The sequence below is a fragment of the Halomonas sp. DP8Y7-3 genome (genome assembly GCF_019801675.1).
Taxonomy (GTDB): Bacteria; Pseudomonadota; Gammaproteobacteria; order Pseudomonadales; family Halomonadaceae; genus Halomonas; species Halomonas litopenaei_A.
In genome coordinates, this window is record NZ_JAHVIO010000003.1 from 123,878 (window position 1) to 148,807 (window position 24,930).

Genomic DNA, 24,930 nt, shown 5'->3' on the forward strand with positions numbered 1-24,930 from the left:
GCCGCGTCACGCCAGTTGTTGGCTGGGCGTGGGTCACAAAAGAACATCTTGACGTCCAAGAGGAGCACCACATGGCCAAGTTTGCCGCCAACCTGAGCATGCTGTTTACCGAGTTGCCTTTCCTCGATCGATTCGAGGCAGCCGCGAAGGCGGGTTTTCAAGGGGTCGAGTACCTCTTCCCCTATGACTACTCCGCCGCGGAGATCAAGCAGCGACTGCAGACCCATGGCCTGGTGCAGGTGCTGCATAACCTACCGGCCGGCGACTGGGAGGCGGGGGAGCGCGGGATTGCCTGTCATCCAGAGCGCATCGAGGAATTTCGCGCCGGCGTCGACACCGCGATTGAGTACGCGACGGCCCTGGGCTGCCGCCAGGTCAACTGCCTGGCGGGCATCGTGCCAGAGGGCGTCAGTCAGGCGCAGGCACAGCGGACCCTGGTCGACAATCTGCGTTATGCCGCGGGCAGACTCGAGACAGCCGGCATTCTGCTGCTGGCCGAGCCTATCAATACTCGCGATATTCCAGGCTTCTTCCTGCATCACACGGAGCAGGCGCTGGCGCTGTTCGACGAAGTCGCCAGCGACAACCTGAAGCTGCAGTACGACATCTACCACATGCAAATCATGGAAGGGGACCTGGCACCGACCATGGAGCGTCACCTGTCGCGTATTGCCCACGTGCAGCTGGCGGACAATCCGGGACGCCACGAGCCGGGCACAGGAGAAATCTACTATCCCTTCCTGTTCCAGCACCTTGATCGCATCGGCTATCGCGGCTGGATCGGATGCGAGTACAAGCCGGCCACGACGACCCAGGAGGGGCTTGGCTGGCTCGATAGCGTCAGAGCGATTGCCACCAAGTAGAGCGCCGCGTCAGCCAGCACAGCATTGCGACATGCAGCATCGACGTTGCCGGATGTCGCGATCGCCACAGAGTTACAAGGCACCATGAGGAGCATAACAATGAGCAAGATCGGTTTTATCGGGTTGGGGATCATGGGACGCCCCATGGCAGGGCACCTGCTGGACGCGGGACACGAACTGACCACGGTCAAGCGGGGTACGCTTGATGCCGCCTTGGCCGAGAAGGGCATGCAGGAGCTCGACAGTCCTGACGCCGTGGCCCAGGTCAGTGACGTCATCATCACCATGGTGCCCGATACCCCGGACGTCGAGGAGGTGCTGTTCGGGGAGCAGGGCGTGGTACACGGGCTCAAGCCAGGCACGCTGGTCATCGACATGAGTTCGATTGCCCCTCTGGCCACCCAGGAATTTGCCCGCAGGATTCATGAGGCCGGCGGCGAGTACGTCGATGCCCCGGTGTCCGGGGGCGAGGGAGGTGCCATCAATGCCGCCCTGACCATCATGGTGGGGGCGACCCAGGAGGGCTTCGAGAGAGCCCTGCCGCTACTTGAGATTATGGGCAAGACCATTACGCGGATTGGCGGCCACGGGGCTGGGCAGACCTGCAAGGTCGCCAACCAGATCGTGGTGGCACTGACGATCGAGGCGGTGTCCGAAGGGCTGTTGTTCGCCTCCAAGGCAGGTGCCGACGTCAGCAAGGTGCGGGAAGCGCTGCTGGGCGGATTGGCGCAATCGAAGATTCTCGACGTGCATGGGCAGCGGATGATCGACCGGACATTTGACCCCGGTTTCCGCATCCGCTTGCATCAGAAAGATCTGAACCTGGCCTTGGAAGGAGCCAGAGGCCTCAACCTGGCCCTGCCAGGAACCGCCAATGCCGCCCAGCTGTTTCAATCCTGTGCTGCGCTGGGCGGATCGGAGTGGGACCATGCTGGCATCGTGCGTGCCCTGGAGGCATTGGCGAGTCACGACATTGGCCAATAGCGTCAGCCGAGGCCGTGGTACCACGGCTGACGCTTGGAAATGACAGGGGCGTGACTGCTCCCTGCCAAGCAGGTGATGGCGTTGTCGATACGTCCTGGGGCAGCGCCACGCTGACTCAAGACGTTGCCGGGGAAGCAGCTGGACATCTCTACAGCATCCATGGACCTCCTGGAGAGTTCTACCGCATTCCTGGCAAGTCGTGCACCGCTATTGCCTGCTGGGTCGCGCCTGCGACCCTTGCTCGCCGACGGGGTCCCCCTCCATTGTGTGCCTGTCGGTGGGCCTTTTTGGTGCTCCTGAGTGCCTATTCAGAGGGGCTTGCCGGATCGCTTCACTCCAGGCAGCCTGAGGATGCCAGAGCTGAACGTGTGAGGCCTGGCTGTATAGAGGAGCCACCGGTGCCTGGCTGTATAGAGGAGCCACCGATGCCTGGCTGTATAGAGGAGCCACCGAGGCCTGGCTATACAGAGGAGCCACCGAGGCCTGGCGGTATAGAATCGCCCTACAGAAGAGCCCTCGGTGAATGGCTGGGCCCCCTTCGTGATTTGAGACTCTCGCGCAGAGCTAGTTAGACTGTCGTGAACACACCTTCTGACCGGGCATGCACATGGATTGTCTGCCGGTGGTCGGTTGTTTATCTGTAGTTAAATTACAGGATGGTGCCTTTGCCAGAGGGAATAGCCCAGACGCGGAGCCGTTGCACTACCCTTTTGATCTAGCCGTCGTCAGTATTTGTTGATTTTCAACAAAGGGTTGGCGAGATGGAGTCGCCTGTCGGCGGCGGTAGTCGCTTTGACATATTCCTTGTAGTAAAATTACAGAACTCGGTCGCGCGTCACGTTCTGTGATGATCCGCCCGACCTGCTTGCGTCATTTTCGAACCCGTCGAGGACAGCATGAGCCAATTCCCGCATACCCCCGTACGTCGTACCAAGATCGTTGCCACCCTCGGGCCCGCCAGTGATCGTGAGGGGGTCCTGGAAGAGATGCTGCGAGCGGGGGTCGACGTGGTTCGCCTCAACTTTTCCCATGGCAGCGCCGACGATCACCGCCGTCGACTGACGGAAGTTAGAGCGATTGCCGACAAGCTTGGGCGCAGTGTCGCGGCACTGGGCGATCTGCAGGGGCCCAAGATTCGCATCGCCCGTTTCGCCGATGGTGCCGTCACCCTGGAAGAGGGTGCGAGCTTCGTGATCGATGTGGCGCTGGATGCTCAGTCCGGCGACGCTGCCCGGGTTGGCTGCGATTACAAGGAGCTGGCTGAGGACGTTGCTTCGGGTGATCGCCTGCTACTGGACGATGGCCGCGTCGTGCTGGATGTTCAGCGTGTCGAGGGTAGCCAGATCCACACCCAGGTTGTCGTGGGCGGCAAGTTGTCCAACAACAAGGGCATCAACAAGCAGGGCGGCGGGCTGTCGGCGCCGGCGCTTACTGACAAGGACAAGCAGGACCTCAAGACGGCCATCGATATCGGCGTGGATTACCTGGCCGTGTCGTTCCCACGGACCGCAGAGGACATGCTCGAGGCGCGTCGCCTGTTGGGTGACGCCGGCGCCGAGATCGGGCTGGTCGCCAAGCTTGAGCGTGCCGAGGCGGTGGCGAATGACGAGACCCTGGACGGCATTATCGAGGCCAGCGAGGCGGTCATGGTGGCCCGTGGTGACCTTGGGGTGGAAATCGGTGACGAAAAGCTGATCGGCACCCAGAAGCGCATCATCAAGCATGCGCGTAGCCATAACCGCGCCGTGATCACTGCGACACAGATGATGGAGTCGATGATCGAGTCGCCGTTGCCGACGCGCGCAGAGGTCTTCGACGTGGCCAACGCGGTGCTGGATGCCACCGATGCGGTCATGCTCTCCGCCGAAACGGCGGCAGGGGACTATCCGGTCGAGACGATCGAGGCCATGCACCGTGTCTGTCTTGGTGCTGAACGTGAGCGCATCGCTCAGGAATCCGGCCACCGCATCCATGAAGGCTTCGAGCGGATCGATGAAACCATCGCCCTGTCTGCCATGTATGCGGCCAACCACTTGTCCGGAGTGGCGGCGATTGCCTGCATGACGTCCACCGGCTACACGCCGTTGATCGCCTCGCGCATTCGTTCAGGTCTGCCCATCGTCGGTCTGGCGCACAACCCGATCGCCCAGCGTCGTATGGCGCTGTATCGCGGCGTCATTTCACTGCCCTTCGATACCAGTGACATGACCGCAGCGGAGCTCAATGATCGAGCCCTCGAGCGGCTGGTCAAGCATGGCGTGGCGGCTCCTGGCGACCACGTCATCCTGACCCGCGGCGACCACATGAATGCTCATGGTGGCACCAACACCCTCAAGATTCTCGACGTCAACGAGGGGCATGTCAGCAGCTGATGGCCGCTTGCTAGGTAATACTCGAGATCATTGTCGAGTCAGGATGGCGCCCGGTCCGTATGGACCGGGCGCTGTCGTCTGATCTGCCTCTTCCGGTGTATACATGACATGCCTCTTCTGTGGTGCAATAGGGGAAAACATGAGAAGGTCAAGCTTTCCGCGATAATGGGTAGGCAGCAATGAGCAACGCCTGGCAGCAAGAGGTGATGGCCGAGATCAAGTCCGGTGGACGGATCAGTGATGGCGATATCGTGCGCCAGGTGCGCCGAGCGGTGTTGACCCAACGGCTGCCTCCGGGGACCCGCCTGCCTGAGGTGACATTGGGCGACGTATTTGGTGTCAGTCGTTCGGTGGTGCGCAAGGCGTTGACGCGGTTGGCCTCAGAACACGTGGTAGATCAGCGCCCCAACCAAGTGGCCCGAGTCAGAGCGCCGGATGTGGACGAGACGCGGCAGACCTTTGCGGCGCGCCGATTGGTCGAGGGTGAGGTGGCTGCGCTGACCGCCGGCACACTGGAGGCTCCGGCGCTGGTCCAGCTTGAGGACCGTATCGACCGGGAGCGGGAGGCGTTTCTTGCCAGTGACGAACCGACGCGGATCGAACATTCCTTGGCGATTCATCACCTGCTGGCGGAGCATTCTCCCAATCGGGTACTGGGGGCGATGCTGACAGATCTGATCCTGCGGACATCGATCGTCATTGCCCTGTACAAGCGGCAGGGCGTCGGCAGCTGCTACCTGGAGGGCGATCACACGCGGCTGCTGAGCCATCTGCGTGAGGGCGATGGCGAGGCCTGCCGCCGCGATGTCGAGCTCCACCTGGATAGCCTTCAGTCGTTGCTGGATCTCGGCCCGAGAGACAGCCGCATCGATCTCAGGTCGATACTTGCCGGGGATGCCTGAGTCATCGCTTGACCCTACTGCCACGTGAGTCTTCTGCACCATGCGCGCTATCCTGACCGCCTTGTCCTTGCTGCTCTGCGCCTTCGCCCCTCCTGCGCTGGCGGAGCGGGTCAATGTCGCTGCGGCGTCATCTCTGCAATTCGTCATGCCGCGACTGGTGGAGAGATTTGCCGAGAGGGCGGATGCCGATCCCGCAGAGCCTGTGCAGGTCGTGGTGACCTACGGCGCCTCCGGGAATCTCAAGCGCCAGATCGAGCAGGGGGCTCCCTTCTCACTATTTCTGTCGGCTGACGAACGCCGGGCGCTGGAGCTGGAGCAGTCAGGGTTCGCCGAGCAGCCAGGCCAGGTGTATGCCCATGGGCGTCTGGTCTGGCTGCAGCGCGCCGATCACCCGCTGCCCTCTAAACAGGCGCCGTTGGCGGGAGTGCGTCAGGCCATCGAGGCGCGCCAACGCGGTGACGCTGTACGGCGTATTGCGATGGCCAATCCGCGCCATGCTCCCTACGGCATGGCTGCACAGCAGGTACTCACTCGCGAGGGGTTGTGGGACGCCAGCGAGCCGCTGCGACTGATGGGAGAAAACGTCGCCCAGGCTGCCCAGTTCGCGCTTTCGGCGGAGGCTCAAGGAGGCTTCGCCGCCTACTCTATGGTCAAGGCGCCGGCACTGGCCAAGCGTGCCGGTTGGCGCTTGATACCCGCCTCCTGGCACGCTCCCATCGTGCAGCGAATGGTGCTGCTCAAGGAGGCGGGGCCGGGTGCTACCGCGTTCTATCAGTTCCTGCAAAGTGCTGAGGCCATCTCCGTGCTTGAAGCCGAGGGGTTCGGCTCACCGGCTGATGGTAGGTGATGGCCCATGGATGCACCGGCGCTGATCGTTTCCCTCAAGTTGGCCGTGCTGACCAGTGCGGGGCTGTTGCTTCCAGCGCTCTGGCTGGGGCGACGCCTGGCGCAGAGCCGCACTCGCTGGAAAGTACTGCCAGAGTCACTGATCGCGTTGCCGCTGGTCATGCCTCCCACCGTGATGGGGTTCTATCTCATGCTGGCCTTCAGTGCTGATGCTCCCCTGGGCGGCGTTTGGCAGAGATTGACCGGGACCAGCTTGAACTTCTCCTTCAGCGGTATTCTGCTAGCCTCGCTGATCGTCAATATTCCGTTTGCCGTGCAGCCCATCCAGCGCGCCTTCGAAGCGTTACCGGATCATCTGAGAGAGGCCGCCTGGTGCAGCGGTCTATCGCCATGGCGTACCTTCCTGTCCATCGAGCTGCCGCTGGTGATGCCGGGGGTGGTGTCGGCCCTGGCGCTGACCTTTGCACATACTCTCGGTGAATTCGGGGTCATCCTGATGGTGGGAGGGGCGATCGACGGGGAAACGCGTACCTTGGCTATTTCTATCTACGACCATGTGCAGGCCTTCGATGAGTCCGCCGCAGGCTGGATGTCCGCGCTGCTGTTGGCGATCTCGTTCATTACCATCGCAGTGGTCTATGGGCTGTCTGCGCGTCATCGCTGGCAGGCTGAGCGATGACGTTGGCTGAGCGTCCGGCGGGCCAGCAAGGGGAAGGGCTGGTGGTCAAGCTGTCCCAGCCCGGACCGATTCCGCTGGATGCCGAATTCCACTGCCGGCCGGGCGAGCTACTGGCCCTGGTAGGTCCCTCGGGCAGCGGCAAATCGACCCTGCTCAGAGCCATCGCCGGACTCTACGCTCCCGCCCGTGGCCGGGTCAGCTGCGGGCAGGAGACCTGGTACGACGCTGATCAAGGCCATGACTGGTCGCCCCAGCAACGGCGAGTGGGGATGGTGTTTCAGGACTATGCCCTGTTTCCTCACCTTGATGCAGCGGACAACATTGCCACCGCCATGGGGCACCTGCCACGCAGCGAGCGCCGACGTCGAGCCGCTGACTGGCTGGAAAGGGTCAATCTCGAGGGGTTGGAGCGGCGTTTGCCGCGGCAGCTGTCCGGCGGCCAACGCCAGCGTGTGGCGCTGGCCAGGGCCTTGGCTCGGGAGCCCAAGGTGCTGCTGCTCGATGAGCCGTTTTCGGCGGTCGATCAGGTCACTCGTCGGCGCTTGCAGCGCGAGCTGGTGCAACTGCGCGAGCGGCTCAGCATTCCTATCGTGCTGGTCACCCATGATCTCAATGAAGCCAGCGCGCTGGCGGATCGCCTGTGTGTCCTCCATGCGGGACGCTCCTTGCAGCAGGGGGCGCCTGAAGCACTGTTTCGGCGGCCAGCCAGCCCAGCCGTAGCCAGGCTGCTCGATCGCCCCAATGTGTTTTCGGGGCGCGTGGTGGCGACCTCCCAAGGGCTCAGGCTCAGCTGGGGTGAGTGGTGTCTTGAAGTGGCTCAGGGGCTGGACGCCTATCCGGTGGGCAGTCACCTGACCTGGTATCTGCCGGCATCTGATATTGTGCTGCAACGAAGTGATCGTCCCTCCCGCGGCATTCGCGAAAACCTGGTGACAGCCCGGGTCGACGAGCTGCTGGTGTTGGGAGGGCAGAGCTCGGTCACCCTCAGGGTCCCTCATGAACCGCAGCCATTGCGCTTCGACATCGCGACCCATGCGGCGCGCCGCAATGGTCTGGTGAAGGGCGGCTGGGTCAGGGTGTCGCTGCTTGCCGCTGGTATCCATGTCATGCAAGCAGATATGCTGCCATCCTCACGCGATGACGATAGCCCTTGATTGGAGGCCTGCATGACTCTTTCCCGCCGTCGTTTCCTGGCGTCGCTGGCGTTGACGCCGGTGGCCCTGTCCTCCACCGGGTTGCTGTCACAGGCTCTTGCCAATGCGCCAGGTCTGGAGACGGTGACCCTGGTGATCCATGGGGCCCAGGGCCCGACCCGATTCACGGTAGAAGTGGCTGACGATGCAAAGGAGCGCAATCAGGGCTTGATGGGCCGGGAGCAGCTGGCAGACGATGCCGGCATGCTGTTCCTCTACCAAAGCCCCCAGGGCGTGCACAACGGCTTCTGGATGTATCAAACCCTGCTGCCGTTGGATATTGCCTTCATTGGTGCCGATGGCCGAATTCAGGAAGTGCGTCGCATGGACCCCTGCGAGGGAAGCGCCTCGGGTTGCCCGACCACGCGTCCCGCCGAGCGATATCATGCGGCGCTGGAAGTTCGGGCTGGCACCTTTGATGCCCTGGGCGTTGGCCCCGGCGACTGCGTCAGCTGGCCGGGGAGTGAGGGAACCTGCCAGGGCTAGGTGGTTGACGTGCGGCTGTCCGCCTCGCGGCGCGGTGTGAAGCGGATGACGATCAGGGCGACCCCGGCCACGACCATACCGCCGCCGCCTAGCTTGAAGGGGTCGACGCTATCGTCCAGCAGCAGGATGCCCAGCACCACCGCCAGCACCGGTACCAGCAAGGTCAGTGGTACCACGCGGTTGACGGCGTGACGTCTGACCAGCCCAAACCAGATGCCGTATGCCAGGATGGATGACATCAACGCGGTGTAGAGCACCGCGCCCCATCCCTTGACCCCGGCGTCCAGCATCGCCTGCAGGTGATGGTCCTCGAACCACCAGGAGGCCAAGGCCAGCTGGGGAGTGGCAAACAGGGCAATCCAGCCAGCCATCGCCATGGGCGACACCGAAGGTCCCAGCTTGATCAGCAGCTGCGAGACGGCCCAGCCCAGTGCGCTGAGCAACAGCAACGCTGTTGGCAGCGGCGCGGGCAGGCTGGGGCCGCCCGCCAATACCGCAATCCCGCCGAAGGACAGCAGCAGGCCCACCAGACGTTTGATGCCCAGGCGTTCTTTCAGGAAGATCACGGCCAGTAGCGTGGCGAAGGGCGTGCCCATCTGTACCAGCAGGGCGCCGGTACCGGCTTCCGCTTGGGACAGGCCAATGATCAGCAGGGCAAAGTTCATTACCCCGAAGGTGACGGACAGTAGCAGCAGGAAGGGCAATTGGTGTCGTGACACCGGATGAAAGGGCACCAGCAGGGCGGCGACCAGTGCCAGTCTCAGGGTGGTCAGCAGCAGAGGAGGCATGTCGGTGACTCCAAGCTTGATGACGATGATGTTCAACGCCCAGATGACGATGACGCAGAGCCCGAGAAGAAGGTCACGTAGAGGCACTGGGAATCCTTGTTGGCAAAGCCAGCAGGATAGCAGAGCCCCCCGTCCGGCCGAAGGGGGCGATGACGGGGGAAGCCCAGCAGATGCCTAGAAGGTCCAGCGTACCAGTGCCTGCGGCAGGGATTCGTCGGTGTCCTTCAGGCCGAACTTGTTGTGCCAGTATTGGTATTCGAGACCCAGGCCGACATGCTCGGTGGCGTGCCAGATCAGCTGAGGCTGTGCCAGCACCTGGGACTCCAGGTCACCTTCCTCGGAGGTGATGTCCATGAACCCTTCGAAGCTGAAGTTCTCGTGCCACAGCTGAAATGGTCGGTTCCAGGCCAGCGTCAGTTGCTCCGAACTGCCGTCGGCCTTGTCGTTGTCATCGTCGCGATACATGGCCTGTACCTTGAAGAAGCGAAAGCCCGGCACGTCGAGATCCACGCCAAGCCCCACCATATGAGTGGTCTTGCGGGTGGCGGAGTTGCGGTCCAGGTCGATCTGGCCGTTCAGGTAAACGTTGCTCACTGGGCCGAAGGACAGATCCTGTCCGAGCACCTTGCCGATGTTTCCCCTCACGTTGAATTCCGCATGGGTGCTGCCGTAGTCCTGTTCTTCCTCGGTGCCTCGGTCGTAGTTGGTGAAGTCGGCGAAGAAGAAGCTGTCGGCATAGGTCCAGCCGCTCGCATTGGCGATCGTCAGGATACCGTGGCGGCGGTTGTCGATACCGAAGCCGGCATCGGCCTGGTCCTCATAGTCCCAGCCATAGAGGGCTTCGACCTTGGTCGTGCTATAGAGAGCGGCCTGAGCCGGAAGGCTCAGCGCGGTTGCCGTCAAGGCGGCAAGGCAATAGGGCAGCTGTCGCATGAGAGTCCTCGTTGTCATTGTGGTTGTCGTCATGCATCTAATGGAAAATATTTCCGTAAACACCTAGATCAGCTTTTCCGATGGCCAGCGACAGGTCAATGAGTTTGTATACATTTTTGGCAGGAAGATGTGTGCATGTTCGAGGTGGGTGAAGGAGGTGGCTGCCTCTCCGTTTCCGCTCATGCCGGTGCGAGACCGAAGGCTTTCCTCTTGTGGTGGATTATGGTTTGCAGGCATATTGAACAGCGGTCAGGACCCATGTTGTTCGCCTATCTCCATAATCGACTCCCAGTCGGCCGAGCTGTCGCGTCTCCGCGCTTGCCGCGTGCCGCCAAGGGAGCATCAACGCAAGGACACGTCATGTCTTCTCTGTTTGGCCTTCGAGCGCCCGCTCGTTGTTCCCTCACCTTGGTTGGCGCCGCTCTGGTGCTTGGTAGTCTGGGTGTCTCGGCGGATGCCGAGGCGCGTGAGCTCAAGGTCTCCACGGTGCTATCCGATGCCTTCCCCTGGGGCCAGGCGGCGCAGAAATGGGCCGACCTGGTGGAGGAACGATCCGATGGCGAGCTGACGCTGCGGGTCTTCCCCAACTCCCAGCTGGTCAGCGGTGACCAGACCCGTGAGTTTTCCGCCATGCGCTCCGGCCTGATCGATCTGGCCGTTGGCTCGACCATCAACTGGTCGCCCCAGGTGCCTGAACTCAACCTGTTCTCGTTGCCGTTTCTGATGCCGGATGAGCAAGCGGTCGATGCCGTGACCACCGGAGAGGCAGGCGAGCTGGTGTTCCAGGCGATCGAGTCCCGTGGTGTGGTGCCCCTGGCATGGGGGGAGAATGGCTTTCGTCAGCTGTCCAACTCTCGCGGTGTCATTGACGAACCGGGTGATCTCGAGGGCTTGAAGATCCGCGTGGTCGGATCGCCGCTGTTCCAGGACACCTTCACTGCCCTGGGCGCCAACCCGACGCAGATGAGCTGGGCGGACGCCAAGCCTGCCCTGACCACGGGGGCGGTAGACGGTCAGGAGAACCCGCTGTCGGTGTTTGATGTGGCGCGTATCGACCAGGTGGGCCAAGAGCATGTGACGCTGTGGAATTACATGAATGATCCGCTGATCTTTGCTGCCAACCAGCAAGTCTGGGGCACCCTGTCAGATGACGAAAAAGCGCTGCTGAGGGACACCGCGGTGGAGGCTGGAGCCTGGGAAGTGGCGATGACCCGGGAGCAGGAGAGCGAGCGTCTGGCGGCCATTCAGGAGCGTGGTGTCACCGTCACCGACCTGACCGACGACCAGCATCAGGCCTTCGTTACCGCGACGGAAAGCGTCTACGACAAGTGGGTGCCGAGGATTGGGGAGGACCTGGTGGACGCTGCCCGCAGCGCCATCGAGTCTCGCTGAAGCCTCCTCCGCTGTCCCTTGTCGCGCCGCTGGTGTGACAGGTGGACTGCCATGCCGGCCTATCCTGCGGGAGGGCCGGCGTTGTCCTCACCCCGACCGACGTACCGTTCCAATGAAACGTCCTGATGCTCGACTCGAGCGTATCCTCGCTACCCTGGCGATCCTGATCATTGGCGTGATCAGCCTGGTCAACGTGGTAGTGCGCTACATCACGGGAGGCTCCTTTGCGTTTACCGAGGAGTTTTCTGTCTTCTTGCTGGTGATTCTGACCTTTGCCGGCGCATCCGTGGCGTTGCGACGCCATCGCCATATTCGTATCGGGCTGCTGGAGCGCAAGCTGCCAGCAGCAGGTCAACGTGTGCTGATCCTGTTCCAGGGATGCTGCGGAGTGGTCGTGCTAGGCATGATCACCTGGTTCAGCGGAGTGATGACCTGGCAGGAGTACCAGTGGCAGTCCCTGTCTCCTGGGCTTGGTTTGCCGCAGTGGTGGTACCTGATTTGGCTGCCGCTATTGTCTGCCCTGATGCTGCTGCGCCAGGTTCAAGCCTGCGTCGAGCGCCTGCGAAGGGAGAGTCGCGATGACACCTGATCTTTGGATGCTGGCGGCCTTTCTGCTGCTGCTGGTGGCCGGGGTGCCGGTGGCGTTCTCGCTCGGCCTGTCTGGCGCCGTAGGCATTATCACGGGGCTATCACCGGCGATGCTGGCGACCCTGGGCACCAATACCTACAACAGCGTGGCAAAGTATCCGCTGATTGCGATTCCGCTGTTTATCCTGACCGGCCTCATCTTCGAGCGCGCCGGTGTCGCGGCTCGGCTGGTGCGCTTCGCGCAGGCCCTGGTGGGTCCACGACACGGTGGGCTGGCGGTGGTTGCGGTGGTGGTGTGCATGATCATGGGAGGCATGAGCGGCTCCGGTCCGGCGGATGCTGCCGCTGTGGCCATGGTGATGCTGCCCAGCATGACCCGAGCAGGCTATCCACGACCGTTTTCGGCGACCTTGATTGCGTCATCTGCCTCCACCGCCATTCTGATTCCGCCTTCGGTGGCGTTGATTCTCTACTCCATTGTGGTGCCTGGGGTGGACCTTCGAGCGCTGTTTGCGGCGGGTCTGTTTCCTGGCGTGCTGGCTGGCGCCTCGTTACTGATACCGGCGCTGTGGCTGTCGCGCCACCATGGCTGGGAAGACCCCCGCGACGTCGAGCGCCCGCCGATCGGCAAGAGCTTTCGGGAGGCGCTGCCCGCGCTGTTCGCGCCGGTCATCATTCTAGGAGGGCTGCGCAGTGGGCTGTTTACCCCCACCGAGGCTGCGGTGGTCGCCGTCGCCTATGGTGTCATCGTCGGCCTGGTGGTGACCCGCGAGCTGTCCCTGAAGGACCTCTGGGGGCTGATGGGTGAGGCTGCCATCGTGTCCGGCGTGGTCATGCTGATCATCGCGCTGGCGGGTATCTTCGCCTGGTCAGGCACCATGCTGGGAACCTTCCGCCACCTTGCCGAATGGGTCATCGGTCTGTCTGACAACGGTGCCTTGCTGCTGGTACTGATCATGCTTGCTGTGCTAGCGGCGGGCATGTTGCTGGATGCTATTTCGATCTATCTGATCATGATGCCGATCCTGATTCCGGTGATGCAGCACTTTGGCTGGAACCCTGTCTGGTTCGGCATTCTGCTGGCCATGAATATTGCCATCGGCCAGTTCACGCCACCCGTGGCGGTCAATTTGATGGTGACCACTGAGGTCGCCAAGGTACGACTCGAACAGACCGTCGGCTGGGCGCTGATCTTTGTCGCGGCCATGGCATCGGCATTGGCGTTGGTAGCAATTTTCCCTGAGATCGCCCTGTGGTTGCCCAGGATCCTGGGGTACAACGTCTAGCATAACGTCTAGCGCAGGGGGGGCGGCAGCCAGCAGCGCCCGAGGACGTTACCGGCTGTCGTTGCCGCTCAAGGGTGATCGGTCAGAGTCTCGAGCCAACGCTGGTGGAGGTCGCGGGTGGTGTCGTCGAACAGCACGAAGCGCACCAGGTCGATGCTGTCGTAGCGGGCCAGTTCGCTGAGCACGGTAGTGATGGCAATCTCTGCGGCTTCCTCGACCGGATAGCCAAAGATGCCGGTGGACAGGGCGGGAAACGCCAAGCGGCGGATACCCTGCTCACTGGCCAGCGCAAGCGCCTGTCGATAGCAGCTGGCCAGCAGTTCGGCACTCGGCTCGTCGTGGCCGTAGACGGGGCCCAGGCAATGGATGACCCAGGGCGCAGGCAGGTTGAAGCCGGGAGTTATCACAGCCTGGCCCGGGGCGATGGGGGCCAAGGGCCTGCCTGCCTTGGCCAGTTCCGGTCCCGCCGCTCGGTGCAGCGCTCCTGCGACGCCGCCGCCGCTCTCCAGTTGGGCATTGGCGGCGTTCACGACTGCGTCGACGTCTGACTGCTGTGAAATATCGCCGGTCACGCATTCCATCAACGGGTGAGACATGGGGCCTCCTTGGCGTGGCTAGGGGGTGAGAGGGGGGTGAGAAAGGGTGGCGAAGGGATTGCGAAAGGCCTCACGCAAGAGTGGCGGCTAGGGCCTTCTAGGGCAAGGGGTGGACGGGCAGGCGGTCGATATCGTCGCGGCGGTCGCGGGCCAGCGGTAGGCGCGCACGTGCCTCCATCAGCTGTTGGCGATCCAGCTCCCTGCAGACGATGCCTTCCTGGTGGCTCAATGGTTGGGCTGGGATATCGGCCGTCAACAGGGGCGGACACAGGGTGGAGTGCCCCCAGTCGTCCCCCGCACGATTGAGGCTCAGCCAGTAGCATTGATGCTCCATGGCACGGGTCGTGATGAAGCTATGCCAGCTGGCGAAGGAAAAGTCGCGAGTAAAGGCCACTGGATGGAGCATCAGGTCCACCCCCTGCTGGCGGTAGCGGGCCGCCAGCTCGCCGAAGCGCAGGTCATAGCAGATCATGACGCCGACCCTCCATCCCGCTACATCGAACGTGACCAGGCGGTCTCCTGGGACAAAATGGCCCGCCTCGGCACTCGCGCCGAATTGCGCGCAATGTAACTTGTCATAGACAGCGCTGATCTCGCCGTCTGGTCCGACCACAACCTGGCTGATGTGTCGTCTCAAGCCTGCGGGAGTATCAGCAGCGCGGCGGGCGAGACCAAAGGCGATGAAGCAGCCGAGCTCGGAGGCCAGGTCTCGATGCAGCTGCACCACCGGCCCCTTGAGATCGTCGTCCAGTTGGTCTAGGTGATCAAAGGCGGCATCGCTGTATTCCTGAGACGACAGTTCCGGCAGCACGATGAGATCCGGTTGATGGTGACGGGCCGCCTGGCGCAGGTCTTGCGCGAGCCGTGTCAGGTAGCCGAGCTGTTCGTTGCGGGTCCGGGTGGTGGGGATTGCGGTCTGACAGGCCAGTAGTCGCATCGGATTCTCGTGTCAGGAAATGTCCAAGATTACCTGCCGTGCAGGCGTGACGACAGTCATGGGTGTGGCACCTTTGTCCGCAGCGACTATGCTCACGATGAGTGCTGGTGTCTGCATGGACGCTGATGCAAGGTGGCAGGGCAGCCGCGGCGGCTTTGCTGGATGGGCCTGTCACAGGCTGATGGTCGGGTAAGGAGGAAAGGTCGTCGTAAAATTAACGCCCACTAAACGTTAGCGGTAGCTAAACTCTCGTTTTACAATGGATATGCCTGGACCCTTCAGGTGAATTTCCCGCTAAAGTAGTGACGATTGGACGCTTTGCCGGCCCAGGAGGGGCAGGGTAGAGTTCCATGCTGTCAACGTCGACAATACCAAAAGAGGTGTGACCATGAAGCGCCATGCTTTCTCCGCCGCTGCTCTGTCCAGCGCCATTCTGGGAACTGCCATGTTCGCGTCCCCGGCCATGGCCCAGGATCAGGAACAGTTCATCACCATCGGCACCGGTGGTCAGACCGGCGTGTATTACGTCGTTGGGCAGTCCGTCTGCCGCTTCGTTAATCGCAATAGCGACGAGACGAACATTCGCTGTAACGCGCCCTCTACCGGGGGTTCTGTGGCCAACGTCAATGGCATTCGCAGCGGCGAGTTGACCATGGGTGTGGCGCAGTCTGATGTGCAGTATCAGGCCTACAACGGCACTGGCAACTTCGAAGGTGACGCCTACGAAGATCTGCGCGCCGTCTTCAAGGTGCATGGTGAGCCGCTGACGATCCTGGCCCGTGCTGATTCCGGCATCGAGAGCCTGGATGACCTGGCTGGCAAGCGCGTCAACATCGGTAATCCGGGTTCCGGTCAGCGCAACACCATGGAAGTGGTGATGGACGCCAAGGGCTGGACCGAAGACACCTTCTCCCTGGCTTCCCAGCTGGACGCGGCCGAAATGGCCTCTGCCCTGGCGGACAACAACATCGATGCCATGGCCTATGTGGTCGGCCACCCCAATGGCTCCATCCAGGAAGCCACCACCACGGTCGACGCGCGCCTGGTGCCCCTTAACGATGACGCCATCAAGGGACTGGTCGAGGAATATCCCTACTATTCCATGTCCACCATCCCGGGCGGCCTGTACAAGGGCAACGACGAGGACGTCGAAACCTTCGGTGTCGCGGCCACCTTCGTGACCAGCGCTGAAGCCGACGACGAACTGGTCTACCAGACCGTCAAGGCAGTGTTCGACAACTTCGACCGCTTCAAGCGCCTGCACCCGGCCTTCGAAACGCTGGATCCGAAGGACATGGTCTCCAATGGCCTGTCTGCCCCGCTGCACGAAGGTGCCGCTCGCTACTATCGTGAGCAGGGCTGGATCGAGTAACGGATTACCGTTACACGGATATCCGATGCATTTCTGCGCGGTCAGCCAGTGGGCGGCCGCGCAGTGCGTTGTGGACCGGCGACGAGATGAGCCAGTCACTGTCTCGTCAGCATCTGCAACGCGCCCGTTCATTCGGGCCTCAGGGGATGGTGGCCGCGGCCAACCATCATCACGATTCCTCTCCCAAGGCAGGGCACGCTTATGACTGAGGACAACAAAAGATCCACGGCGGCAGAAGTGGATCTTGAGGACATGGTCGCCTCCAGCGACTCAGGCTCGCGCAATCCGGCGGGTGGACCAGGCAAACTGCTGGTGGGGGTTGCCGCAGCGTGGTCGCTGTTTCAGCTATGGATAGCCTCGCCGCTGCCGTTCATGGCGGGCATTGGCGTCTTCAATGCCACCGAAGCGCGCTCCATACACCTGGCCTTTGCGCTGTTCCTGGCATTCATGGCGTATCCCGCCACCAAGCGCTCGCCGCGCGATCGTATTCCTTTGCAGGATTGGGTGCTGGGCATTCTTGCCGCCTGTGCCGGCGCGTACATGTTTGTGTTCTACGAGCAGCTTGCCCAGCGTCCTGGTGCACCGATTCTGCAGGACGTCATCGTCGGTGTGGCCGGTCTGGTGCTGTTGCTGGAGGCGACTCGGCGCGCGCTCGGGCCGCCACTAATGATCATTGCCTCGATCTTTATCATTTATTCACTGGCAGGCCCGTGGATGCCCGGCATTCTGGCGCATCGCGGTGTCAGTCTGTATGGCTTGGTCAATCATCAGTGGCTAACCACCCAAGGCGTGTTTGGTATCGCCCTGGGGGTGTCGACCAGCTTCGTCTTCCTGTTTGTGCTCTTTGGCGCCTTGCTGGACAAGGCTGGCGCGGGTAACTATTTCATCAAGGTCGCCTTTTCTCTGCTGGGCCACTACAAGGGCGGGCCGGCCAAGGCTGCCGTGGTGGCTTCGGGCATGACGGGGCTGATTTCCGGCTCTTCCATTGCCAACACGGTGACTACCGGCACGTTCACCATTCCGATGATGAAGCGTGTGGGCTTTTCCTCCGAGAAGGCGGGCGCGGTGGAGGTCTCCTCCTCGGTCAACGGCCAGATCATGCCGCCGGTCATGGGGGCGGCCGCCTTTCTGATGGTGGAATACGTCGGTATTTCCTACGTGGAGGTGATCAAGCACGCCTTCCTGCCGGCGCTGATTTCCTATATTGCCTTGATCTACATCGTTCACCTCGAGGCGCTCAAGGCCAATATGCAGGGCCTGGAAAGCTCCAACCCGCCGAAGCCACTGGTGCGCAAGGTGATCGGGTTCCTCGGTGGTCTGCTGCTGATGATGGTGGTGGCGCTGGGCGTCTACTACGGCCTTGGCTGGCTGAAACCGGTACTGGGCGATGCCACTCCCTGGGTCGTTGCGGTGGCGCTGGCCGTGGTCTATGTGGCCCTGCTCAAGCTCGCAGCGGGATATCCTGAGCTGGAGCTGGATGACCCCAACGAGCCTATCTACACCTTGCCGCAGACGCGCCCGACGGTCATGGTGGGTCTGCAGTATCTGCTGCCGGTCATCGTCCTGATCTGGTGCTTGATGGTGGAGCGTCTTTCGCCTGGGCTGTCGGCTTTCTGGGCCACGGTCTTCATGGTCTTCATCATGCTGACCCAGCGTCCGATCATGCACGCCTTCCGTGGCCGCGGCGATTTTGCCAAGGACCTGCGTGAAGGCGGCATGGACCTGTGGAACGGCCTGGTCACCGGCGCCCGTAACATGATCGGTATCGGTATTGCCACGGCGACGGCCGGCATCATTGTCGGTGCCGTGTCTCAGACCGGGGTGGGGCTGGTGCTCGCGGACGTGGTGGAAATCCTGTCCATGGGCAACCTGATGCTGATCCTGTTCTTCACTGCCGTGCTCAGCTTGATTCTGGGGATGGGGCTGCCGACGACCGCCAACTACATCGTAGTGTCGGCGCTGCTGGCACCGGTGATCGTACAGCTAGGGGAACAGAACGGGTTGCTGGTGCCGTTGATCGCCGTGCACCTGTTTGTGTTCTATTTCGGCATCATGGCGGACGTCACTCCGCCGGTGGGGCTGGCTTCCTTCGCTGCCGCGGCGGTCTCGGGAGGCGACCCCATTCGTACCGGGTTCCAGGCGTTCTACTACAGCCTGAGAACGGCCGCACTGCCGTTCTTGTTCATCTTCAACACGGATCTGCTGTTGATTGATGTAGCGCCCCTGCAGGGGGTATTGGTGTTCGTGGTGGCGACGATCGCCATGTTGATCTTTGCCGCGGCCACCCAAGGCTACATGCTGACAAGAAACCGCTGGTACGAGAGCATCCTGTTGCTGCTGGTGGCATTCAGCCTGTTCCGCCCGGGCTTCTGGATGGACATGATCCATGACCCGTACCGCAGTATTGCTCCGTCTGAATTTGTCGAGACTTACGGCAAGGTGGACGAAGACAGTACCCTGCGTATCCAGGTCAAGGGCGAAGATGCCTTCGGTGATCCTCTGACCACCTACATGACTCTGCCCGTTGTCGAAGGTGAGAGCGGAGAAGAGCGGCTGCTCAACCTCGGCCTTGAGCTATACATCGACGATGGGCGTGCCATGGTCGACATGGTGACCTACGGCAGTCAGGCATCGGATCTCGGCTTCGACTTCGATCAGGAGATCGTCGATATTCAGGCGCCGGTGGATCGCTGGCCGAAGGAGTTGATCTGGTTCCCGGCGCTGCTGCTGTTCGCCTTTGTGGTATTGGCGCAGCGCCGTCGTCGCTCGCATGATTCCACCGAGGCTACGGTCTGAGGAGGCCTGACATGTATCAGAAACTGTTGTTGCCGGTCGATCTCAACGAGCCCTCCTCCTGGGAGCGCGCCTTGCCGGTGGCGCTGTCCTTGTGTCGGAACTTTGAGGCCAGCCTGCACCTGGTGACGGTCCTGCCGGACTATCGCATGCCGCTGGTAGGCTCCTATTTCCCCAAGGATTTTGCCAAGAAGGCGCGGGAAGCGTTGCAGAAGGCTCAGAAGGAGTTCATCGACCAGCACGTGCCTGATGACGTCCAGTCTCAGGCCATCATCGTCGATGGGTCCCCATGGGAGGCCATCATCAAGGTCGGCAAGAAGATCGATGCCGACCTGATCGTGATGGCGTCGCATACCAAGCGCAAGTTCTCTGACTACGTGATAGGCCCCAATGCGGAGCATGTGGTGCACCACAGCAAGTGCTCGGTGATGATCGTTCGCTGAGACGCTGGCAGGTCCAGGTGATAGACCGCGATCCGCAGCCCCCTCCTTGTGAGGGGGCTTTTTATTGCACTCTTCCTTGATGTGGCCTCCGCGGTACGGCCTCGAAGACGAGCGAGTGAGTGCCGTCGCAGGCACGTGGCTTTTTCGTAAGCTTGCGTAGGTTCAAGGCGAAGCCCCGGCCCATCAACTACAGTCAAGTGAGAGTCGACCGGCGCCTAGGAGCGCGAAACACCCCTTTGTCAGGCGCTAAGACTCCCATGACGGTTGTGCAACAACCGATGGAATCACTGGTGGCATAACGGGCAGATAGTACAAGCCCTTAGCCGTTGGTAGAGGGGGTGAAGATGATGAGTGCAGCAGCTTCACGGCGGGACAAGCTGGCAAGCGGCGCCAGGGTCAAGATCTCCATCAAGAATGTCGGTATGGGACGGCCAAGAGCATGGCTGGCTTCCGGCTTCGAGGACTTCAGGGCGGCAACGGCCGTCAGCCTGTCTTACGGCATGTTCTGGGTAGGGCTCAGTATCGCCGTCACGGCGGGCGCGTTGACCATGGGCCTGTGGCACTGGCTGTTGCCACTGGTGGCCGGATTCATGTTTATCGGCCCGCTTGTGGCGGTGGGGTCCTACGGGATCAGTCGCGCCCTGGAAGAGGGCCGATCACCGACGTTGGGGGATGCATTTGGCGCCTGGCGCGGTCATGGCGGCCAGCTGGCGATGATGGGCGTGATGATGATGATCTTCTTCCTCGCCTGGATTCGCCTGGCCACCTTGCTGTTCGCGCTGTTCTTCGGTCTGCAGTCTCCTGATCCGGCAACCGTCTATGCCTCCTTGCTGACCACTCCTGAAGGGTTCGGCATGCTGGCCGTGGGGTTGGCGGTGGGTTGTGTACTGGCTTTTGGCGCCTTCTCGATCAGTGTGGTTGCGATTCCGACGCTGATGGATCAGGACCTGACGTTTATGGAAGGGATTGAGGCCAGCATCCGTTCGGTGGCCAGAAACTTCCGCCCGATGCTGCTGTGGGCGGCTATCCTGACCGGCTGTGTGTTGATCGGGATGGCGACCTTCTATATCGGGCTGGCCTTGATCTTGCCGGTGCTGGGGCACGCCAGCTGGCACGCCTACGAGGATCTCGTGGTGTGCGAGATGGTGGACGAGTCCGACGCCTGAGCCTGACGGCAGGCGCCGGCGCAGGGATCAGCGCCCGCATCTGGCGCCTGGGTCTGGCGGCTGAGAGTGATTCGCAGCGGCGAAGGGGCTTGTTTCCTGTTCAGGGCCCAGTTTTCTTGAATCAGCAAAGGCGGGGGCCGCTTGCTGGACTGACCTTTTGTACGCGATGACGTACTCTACACCTGCGTAACGTGTCAGGAGTGGTCATGCGGGTGCAAGGGTGTTTTCGCCAAGTGGTCGTGCTGTTGGGAATGTTGCTGGTAGCGGGAGTGGGGCACGCCCACTCCTTGCCTGCTCCAGAGGGGCCAGTACTGCTGAAGATGTCAGGCGACATCGATAATGCCAATGTGGGAAATCAGCTGTGGCTGGATCGTCAGATGCTCGAGCAACTTGAAGGGCGGGAGCTTACGACCGATACCCCCTGGCACCGTCAGGCGAGTCGTTTCAAGGGCCCGCTTCTGCGCAGTGTCCTCGAATTGGCGGGCGTCAGGGCTGGGCACATTCGGGTGCATGCCTTGAACGGGTTTGTGGCGGATATTCCGGTGTCCGATGCCCAGCGCTACGACGTGATACTGGCGATGTCCCAGGACGATAACGTCATGTCGGTGCGAAATTTTGGCCCGTTGTTTGTGCTCTATCCCTTCGATGACCACCCTGAGTTGCACAACGAAACCATCCAATTTCGCTCGGTGTGGCAAGTGGATGCGATCGAGGTGCCTTAAGGCCCATGCGCTGTGGTGACAAGCCTCGGGCGGGTACGTCGAACGCCAGGCAATGAGGAGTCGGTGGTGCAAAGTGTGGTGGGAGGTGGTTTGCAGACCTGCAAGGAGGCAGTGCCGCGCGTGCACGTCGTTGAGGTAACCGCAGTCAGAGCAGCAGCCAGCAGAGGCATCGTCGGCTCGTGTCGTCATTCGCTGCGGCGTAGGCGTGTGCGCCCGTGGCGGGAGGAGGGCGTCTTGGGCGTCCGCGTTGCATGAGGCGTTATCCGCTTCGGCTTGTCTTCAGCGCCGTGGCCGCGCTGGCCTTTTTTGCCGCCGCCATGGTGGTGATCGGGCTGGTTGCGTGGCGCCAGGACAATCTGGCCCACCGGGTGATGGAAGACGTGACCTGGCACAGTTACAGGCTGGACCGGGACACCGTACAGCTTCGCAACCTTCTGCTGTTTGGCGAACATGGAGCGCATGGGGTCGCCGATTTCAGGCTGGAGTTTGATCTGCTCTACAGCCGTTTAAACCTGTTTCAGCATAGCGATATCAGTGAGTTGTTGGAGCAAGCGCCAGCGGCACGCCGTCAGTTGTCCTTGATCACTGACCTGATGAAAGACCTGGACGCAGAAGTGAGTGTGCTGTCAGCACTGGACAGCGATACCGTGGCCCTCCTCGATCAGCGACTGGTCCGCCTGAGTACGGAGACCGAGCGCTTGATCATGGCCGTCAACGGCTACCTGGCCGAGGTCAATACCGGGGAGCGTCAGCGGCTCCAGTGGTTGTATGTGCTGTTGCTGGTGATGATTCTGGGCATGACCCTGGCAGGGGGCGTCATGCTTACTGTGCTGCTCAAGGAAGCGCGGGACAACGAGGCGTCTCGCAAGGCCTTGGAGACCTTGAGCGGTGAGCTGGAGATCAGTGCACGGCGGGCCCAGTCTGCCAGCCAGGCCAAGTCGGATTTTCTGGCCACCGTCAGTCATGAGATACGCACCCCGCTCAACGGCGTCATCGGCATGAGTGAGCTGTTAAGCGACCTTGATCTGCCTGAACGCGCCGATCACTACTCTCGCACGATCCATTCCAGTGCCCGTCAGTTGATGGGCATGATCGATGACATTCTGGACTTTTCCAAGATCGAAGCCGGCCGCATGGAAGTGGACGTGCAGCCGGTGCAGCTGGACCGGCTGGTGGAAGAAACCCTCGATCTTTTCCGTCCCAAGGCCCTGACCAAACGGCTGAAATTACTGAGCCACATGGATGACACCTTGCCGCCGTGGATTGAAGGCGATCCCGGGCGGCTGCGTCAAGTGGTGCTGAATCTGCTGGCCAATGCGATCAAGTTTACCGAACGCGGCATGGTGCGTCTTTCCGTGACGCGGCTGGACGATGAGCGGATCCAGTTTGATGTGGTCGATACCGGTCAGGGTGTGGATGCCTCGCTGCTGCCCCAGCTGTTCGAGCCGTTCAGGCAAGGTGACGCGTCGGTGGCACGGCGTTACGGGGGGACAGGGCTGGGGCTTGCCATCTCCAAACGGCTGGTGGAGTCGATGGGCGGAGAGATCGGCGTCGATAGTCGCTGGGGCAAGGGCAGCCGATTCTGGTTCAGCTTACCTCTGGTGGCCTGTGAGCAGGACGAGCGTGCCATGCCGGCGGCCCCCACCGGGCGCCCGCGGGTGGCCCCGAAGCAGCTGGCCGAAGCGGATCTGCTGGTGGTCGAAGATAACCTGGTCAACCAGGAGGTGGCCATGGCGATGCTCGAACGCCTGGGTTGCGCCGCGACCCTGGCGGCCAGTGGCAAGGAAGCGCTGGCACTGTGCGGCGAGCGTCGCTTCGATCTGATTCTGATGGATATTCAGATGCCGGACCTTGATGGTCGAGAAGTGACGCGGCGCTTGCGTAGCTTTGCCGACTGGCGGCGGGACGTACCGGTCGTGGCCATGACCGCAGGTGGAGCCAGCCATGATGAGGCAGACTGCCTGGCTGCCGGTATGAATGACTACCTTAACAAGCCGCTGCTGATGGGCACCTTGCTCAGCGTTCTCAAGCGCTATCTGCAAGGAGAGGGGCATGCTGTCGAGGGAGCGAGCGCGGCGACCTCGCTGATCAACGTCAAGACACTGGATGCGTTGGACGAGGGCCTGGGCGGCGAGCGCAGAAACGCCTTGGTCAAGCTGTTCGGGCGTCAGGCGCGAGCCCGGCTGCCGGATATCGAGCGGGCCTATCGCGAGGGCGAAGATGAACCCTTGGCGCGACTTGCCCACCAGCTTCGCGGCGAAGCCGCGGGAGTCGGAGCCCAGGCCGTGGCGGAAGCCGCCCAAGCCCTGGAATTCTGGGTCAGGGAAGGGCGACCCACGGAAGCGCGGGGTGTGATCGACAGCTTGCCCGATCTGCTGGAGCGAACCCTGGAGGCCTACGCTCAGAGCCAGTACCGCTTCCCGTTGGCATGACATTGGCTCCGGCATGGCCCTGGCTCTGACATGGCATTGGCTAGGGCGCGAGCGACAGTGGCGTTACGCCCCAAGGGCAAGTCATCCTTGAGGAGTGATCCGCGTATCGCGCAATGACCTGGACGCTGTCAAGAGCGGTAACTGGTGGGCAACGGCCGCCGCCAGCGCGGATGGCGCGGTACGACGGTGCGCTGGGGATTATAGCGTCCATTGACCGCTTCCAACGCCAGATCCAGGGCCTTGTGGGCGATGGTCTGGTGATCCTGGACGGCGGAGTTGACCGCCAGCGGCAAAAAGTCCAGCAGCCGGTTGTCACCGAAGCTGGCCATGGCCAGGCGAGAGGGAAGCCCTCCGCGGGCGATCAACTCGTCCAGCGCACCCTCCAGCAGAATGTATGAGGCGGTAACCAGCGCATCCGGCAGTCCGTTGGCATCCATGTACTCGCCAAGCATTCTGGCGCCTTCCTCCCGGGCATACTGGTGGCCGCTGGCCAGCGTGCACTCCAGCTCGCGCCCTTCGATGCCGCGGTGGAAGCCGGCGCGACGCTCGGCGGTGATCGACAGGTGGGGCACCGCGTCCAACCACAGAATGCGTTTTACCGAGGACGTCATCAACGACCGCGTCAGCTGTTCCGCTGCATTGGCGTCATCACTGACGACGCTGGCGAACTGGTCAGCCGACAGTCCTCGGTCAATGGCGATGACGGGCAGGCCCTCTGCCATCATGTCGGCGTAGAAGATTTCCGGCTGCTCCAGACAGCTTGCGACGATAAGTGCCTCGCAGCGCTGAGCCCGAAGCGCCAGGGCCAGGTCCTTCTCACTGTCCGGCTGGTCGTCGGAGCCCACAATCAGCAGCTGGTAGCCCGCGGCCCTGGCACCTCGTTCCAGATGCTTGGCGAGCCTGGCATAGCTGGAGTTCTCCAGGTCAGGAATGATCAAGCCAAGAATGCGGCTGGTCCCTCTGCGCAAGGCGGCGGCCTGGGCGTCAACACGATAGCCATGCTCGCGGACCACGGCCATGACGCGATCCACCGTGTCCTGACGAATGCGACGCTCCTTGGCCTTGCCATTCACGATGTAGCTGGCGGTGGTGCGAGAGACGCCTGCCAAGCGAGCGATTTCGGCCAGGGTCATGCGGTTTACTCCCTCTTGTGGATG

The 24,930-nt window shown here is 62.0% G+C and carries 23 protein-coding genes; 17 read left to right on the top strand and 6 right to left on the bottom strand.

What is annotated here, in order from left to right:
* The first annotated feature begins 71 nt into the window (after positions 1–71).
* Positions 72–863: a hydroxypyruvate isomerase gene (hyi, locus tag KUV86_RS02935; protein ID WP_222483513.1), complete on the top strand. Its 792-nt coding sequence runs from the start codon at positions 72–74 to the stop codon at positions 861–863.
* 84 nt (positions 864–947) lie between these two features.
* Positions 948–1,847 (top strand): 2-hydroxy-3-oxopropionate reductase, encoded by a 900-nt coding sequence (locus KUV86_RS02940; RefSeq protein WP_222483514.1) that lies wholly within the window; start codon positions 948–950, stop codon positions 1,845–1,847.
* Positions 1,848–1,849: 2 nt separating this feature from the next.
* On the opposite strand, the gene KUV86_RS02945 is transcribed toward KUV86_RS02940, so the two are convergent.
* Positions 1,850–2,008: a hypothetical protein gene (locus tag KUV86_RS02945; RefSeq protein WP_222483515.1), complete on the bottom strand. Its 159-nt coding sequence runs from the start codon at positions 2,006–2,008 to the stop codon at positions 1,850–1,852.
* A 735-nt stretch (positions 2,009–2,743) separates the two neighbouring features.
* On the opposite strand from KUV86_RS02945, the gene pyk reads away from it, so the two are divergent.
* The 6 genes from pyk (at position 2,744) to KUV86_RS02975 (ending at position 8,325) form a co-directional block, all read left to right on the top strand.
* Positions 2,744–4,219 (top strand): pyruvate kinase, encoded by a 1,476-nt coding sequence (pyk, locus tag KUV86_RS02950; RefSeq protein WP_206939830.1) that lies wholly within the window; start codon positions 2,744–2,746, stop codon positions 4,217–4,219.
* 179 nt (positions 4,220–4,398) lie between these two features.
* Positions 4,399–5,121, top strand: a complete 723-nt coding sequence (locus tag KUV86_RS02955) for a GntR family transcriptional regulator (protein WP_206939828.1) — start codon at positions 4,399–4,401, stop codon at positions 5,119–5,121.
* A gap of 40 nt (positions 5,122–5,161) precedes the next feature.
* On the top strand, positions 5,162–5,968 hold the full coding sequence (gene modA, locus KUV86_RS02960) for a molybdate ABC transporter substrate-binding protein (RefSeq protein ID WP_222483516.1): 807 nt from the start codon (positions 5,162–5,164) through the stop codon (positions 5,966–5,968).
* A 6-nt stretch (positions 5,969–5,974) separates the two neighbouring features.
* A complete protein-coding gene (gene modB / locus KUV86_RS02965; RefSeq protein WP_222483517.1) occupies positions 5,975–6,646 on the top strand; it encodes a molybdate ABC transporter permease subunit in 672 nt (223 codons plus the stop codon).
* The gene (locus KUV86_RS02970; protein WP_222483518.1) at positions 6,643–7,800 is read left to right on the top strand and encodes an ABC transporter ATP-binding protein; all 1,158 of its coding nucleotides are present in this window, start codon (positions 6,643–6,645) and stop codon (positions 7,798–7,800) included. The genes modB and KUV86_RS02970 overlap by 4 nt, the downstream gene beginning before the upstream one ends.
* Positions 7,801–7,812: 12 nt before the next feature.
* Entirely contained in the window at positions 7,813–8,325 is a 513-nt protein-coding gene (locus tag KUV86_RS02975; RefSeq protein WP_206939814.1) for a DUF192 domain-containing protein, read from the top strand.
* Here KUV86_RS02975 and KUV86_RS02980 read toward each other — a convergent pair.
* Together KUV86_RS02980 and KUV86_RS02985 are read right to left on the bottom strand one after the other, a co-directional pair.
* Positions 8,322–9,200, bottom strand: coding sequence for a DMT family transporter (locus KUV86_RS02980; RefSeq protein ID WP_206939813.1), 879 nt, complete (start codon positions 9,198–9,200; stop codon positions 8,322–8,324). The genes KUV86_RS02975 and KUV86_RS02980 overlap by 4 nt on opposite strands.
* A gap of 87 nt (positions 9,201–9,287) precedes the next feature.
* A complete protein-coding gene (locus KUV86_RS02985; protein WP_222483519.1) occupies positions 9,288–10,046 on the bottom strand; it encodes an outer membrane protein OmpK in 759 nt (252 codons plus the stop codon).
* A gap of 360 nt (positions 10,047–10,406) precedes the next feature.
* On the opposite strand from KUV86_RS02985, the gene KUV86_RS02990 reads away from it, so the two are divergent.
* The 3 genes from KUV86_RS02990 (at position 10,407) to KUV86_RS03000 (ending at position 13,312) form a co-directional block, all read left to right on the top strand.
* Positions 10,407–11,438, top strand: a complete 1,032-nt coding sequence (locus tag KUV86_RS02990; RefSeq protein ID WP_374107036.1) for a DctP family TRAP transporter solute-binding subunit — start codon at positions 10,407–10,409, stop codon at positions 11,436–11,438.
* A gap of 112 nt (positions 11,439–11,550) precedes the next feature.
* Positions 11,551–12,027, top strand: coding sequence for a TRAP transporter small permease (locus KUV86_RS02995; RefSeq protein ID WP_222237200.1), 477 nt, complete (start codon positions 11,551–11,553; stop codon positions 12,025–12,027).
* Positions 12,017–13,312: a TRAP transporter large permease gene (locus KUV86_RS03000; protein WP_206939810.1), complete on the top strand. Its 1,296-nt coding sequence runs from the start codon at positions 12,017–12,019 to the stop codon at positions 13,310–13,312. Before KUV86_RS02995 ends, KUV86_RS03000 begins: the two co-directional genes overlap by 11 nt.
* A 68-nt stretch (positions 13,313–13,380) precedes the next feature.
* Here the strand turns inward: KUV86_RS03000 and KUV86_RS03005 are convergent, their stop codons facing one another.
* Complete coding sequence (locus tag KUV86_RS03005; protein ID WP_206939809.1) at positions 13,381–13,908, bottom strand: macro domain-containing protein; 528 nt, start codon at positions 13,906–13,908, stop codon at positions 13,381–13,383.
* 97 nt (positions 13,909–14,005) lie between these two features.
* Positions 14,006–14,845: a carbon-nitrogen hydrolase family protein gene (locus KUV86_RS03010; protein ID WP_206939808.1), complete on the bottom strand. Its 840-nt coding sequence runs from the start codon at positions 14,843–14,845 to the stop codon at positions 14,006–14,008.
* A 388-nt stretch (positions 14,846–15,233) separates the two neighbouring features.
* Between KUV86_RS03010 and KUV86_RS03015 the strand changes: the two genes are divergently transcribed.
* The 6 genes from KUV86_RS03015 to KUV86_RS03040 all read left to right on the top strand — a co-directional run bounded on the left by KUV86_RS03015 (position 15,234) and on the right by KUV86_RS03040 (position 23,773).
* Positions 15,234–16,217: a TAXI family TRAP transporter solute-binding subunit gene (locus KUV86_RS03015; RefSeq protein WP_206939807.1), complete on the top strand. Its 984-nt coding sequence runs from the start codon at positions 15,234–15,236 to the stop codon at positions 16,215–16,217.
* A gap of 201 nt (positions 16,218–16,418) precedes the next feature.
* Positions 16,419–19,013 carry a TRAP transporter permease gene (locus tag KUV86_RS03020; RefSeq protein WP_206939806.1) on the top strand — a complete coding sequence of 865 codons (2,595 nt, stop codon included), beginning with the start codon at positions 16,419–16,421 and terminating at the stop codon, positions 19,011–19,013.
* Positions 19,014–19,024: 11 nt separating this feature from the next.
* On the top strand, positions 19,025–19,453 hold the full coding sequence (locus tag KUV86_RS03025) for a universal stress protein (protein ID WP_206939805.1): 429 nt from the start codon (positions 19,025–19,027) through the stop codon (positions 19,451–19,453).
* A 347-nt stretch (positions 19,454–19,800) separates the two neighbouring features.
* On the top strand, positions 19,801–20,619 hold the full coding sequence (locus tag KUV86_RS03030; protein WP_206940798.1) for a DUF2189 domain-containing protein: 819 nt from the start codon (positions 19,801–19,803) through the stop codon (positions 20,617–20,619).
* A 206-nt stretch (positions 20,620–20,825) separates the two neighbouring features.
* Entirely contained in the window at positions 20,826–21,341 is a 516-nt protein-coding gene (locus KUV86_RS03035) for a molybdopterin-dependent oxidoreductase (RefSeq protein ID WP_222483520.1), read from the top strand.
* Positions 21,342–21,592: 251 nt separating this feature from the next.
* The gene (locus KUV86_RS03040; protein WP_222483521.1) at positions 21,593–23,773 is read left to right on the top strand and encodes an ATP-binding protein; all 2,181 of its coding nucleotides are present in this window, start codon (positions 21,593–21,595) and stop codon (positions 23,771–23,773) included.
* Between the two features lie 128 nt (positions 23,774–23,901).
* Here the strand turns inward: KUV86_RS03040 and cra are convergent, their stop codons facing one another.
* The gene (gene cra / locus KUV86_RS03045; protein ID WP_206939788.1) at positions 23,902–24,906 is read right to left on the bottom strand and encodes a catabolite repressor/activator; all 1,005 of its coding nucleotides are present in this window, start codon (positions 24,904–24,906) and stop codon (positions 23,902–23,904) included.
* Positions 24,907–24,930 lie beyond the last annotated feature (24 nt).

Coding starts and splice junctions, on each gene's coding strand:
- hyi (WP_222483513.1), top strand. CDS start 72: ATGGCCAAGTTTGCCGCCAACCTGAGCATGCTGTTTACCGAGTTGCCT.
- KUV86_RS02940 (WP_222483514.1), top strand. CDS start 948: ATGAGGAGCATAACAATGAGCAAGATCGGTTTTATCGGGTTGGGGATC.
- KUV86_RS02945 (WP_222483515.1), bottom strand. CDS start 2,008: ATGGATGCTGTAGAGATGTCCAGCTGCTTCCCCGGCAACGTCTTGAGT.
- pyk (WP_206939830.1), top strand. CDS start 2,744: ATGAGCCAATTCCCGCATACCCCCGTACGTCGTACCAAGATCGTTGCC.
- KUV86_RS02955 (WP_206939828.1), top strand. CDS start 4,399: ATGAGCAACGCCTGGCAGCAAGAGGTGATGGCCGAGATCAAGTCCGGT.
- modA (WP_222483516.1), top strand. CDS start 5,162: ATGCGCGCTATCCTGACCGCCTTGTCCTTGCTGCTCTGCGCCTTCGCC.
- modB (WP_222483517.1), top strand. CDS start 5,975: ATGGATGCACCGGCGCTGATCGTTTCCCTCAAGTTGGCCGTGCTGACC.
- KUV86_RS02970 (WP_222483518.1), top strand. CDS start 6,643: ATGACGTTGGCTGAGCGTCCGGCGGGCCAGCAAGGGGAAGGGCTGGTG.
- KUV86_RS02975 (WP_206939814.1), top strand. CDS start 7,813: ATGACTCTTTCCCGCCGTCGTTTCCTGGCGTCGCTGGCGTTGACGCCG.
- KUV86_RS02985 (WP_222483519.1), bottom strand. CDS start 10,046: ATGCGACAGCTGCCCTATTGCCTTGCCGCCTTGACGGCAACCGCGCTG.
- KUV86_RS02990 (WP_374107036.1), top strand. CDS start 10,407: ATGTCTTCTCTGTTTGGCCTTCGAGCGCCCGCTCGTTGTTCCCTCACC.
- KUV86_RS02995 (WP_222237200.1), top strand. CDS start 11,551: ATGAAACGTCCTGATGCTCGACTCGAGCGTATCCTCGCTACCCTGGCG.
- KUV86_RS03000 (WP_206939810.1), top strand. CDS start 12,017: ATGACACCTGATCTTTGGATGCTGGCGGCCTTTCTGCTGCTGCTGGTG.
- KUV86_RS03005 (WP_206939809.1), bottom strand. CDS start 13,908: ATGTCTCACCCGTTGATGGAATGCGTGACCGGCGATATTTCACAGCAG.
- KUV86_RS03010 (WP_206939808.1), bottom strand. CDS start 14,845: ATGCGACTACTGGCCTGTCAGACCGCAATCCCCACCACCCGGACCCGC.
- KUV86_RS03015 (WP_206939807.1), top strand. CDS start 15,234: ATGAAGCGCCATGCTTTCTCCGCCGCTGCTCTGTCCAGCGCCATTCTG.
- KUV86_RS03020 (WP_206939806.1), top strand. CDS start 16,419: ATGACTGAGGACAACAAAAGATCCACGGCGGCAGAAGTGGATCTTGAG.
- KUV86_RS03025 (WP_206939805.1), top strand. CDS start 19,025: ATGTATCAGAAACTGTTGTTGCCGGTCGATCTCAACGAGCCCTCCTCC.
- KUV86_RS03030 (WP_206940798.1), top strand. CDS start 19,801: ATGAGTGCAGCAGCTTCACGGCGGGACAAGCTGGCAAGCGGCGCCAGG.
- KUV86_RS03035 (WP_222483520.1), top strand. CDS start 20,826: ATGCGGGTGCAAGGGTGTTTTCGCCAAGTGGTCGTGCTGTTGGGAATG.
- KUV86_RS03040 (WP_222483521.1), top strand. CDS start 21,593: ATGAGGCGTTATCCGCTTCGGCTTGTCTTCAGCGCCGTGGCCGCGCTG.
- cra (WP_206939788.1), bottom strand. CDS start 24,906: ATGACCCTGGCCGAAATCGCTCGCTTGGCAGGCGTCTCTCGCACCACC.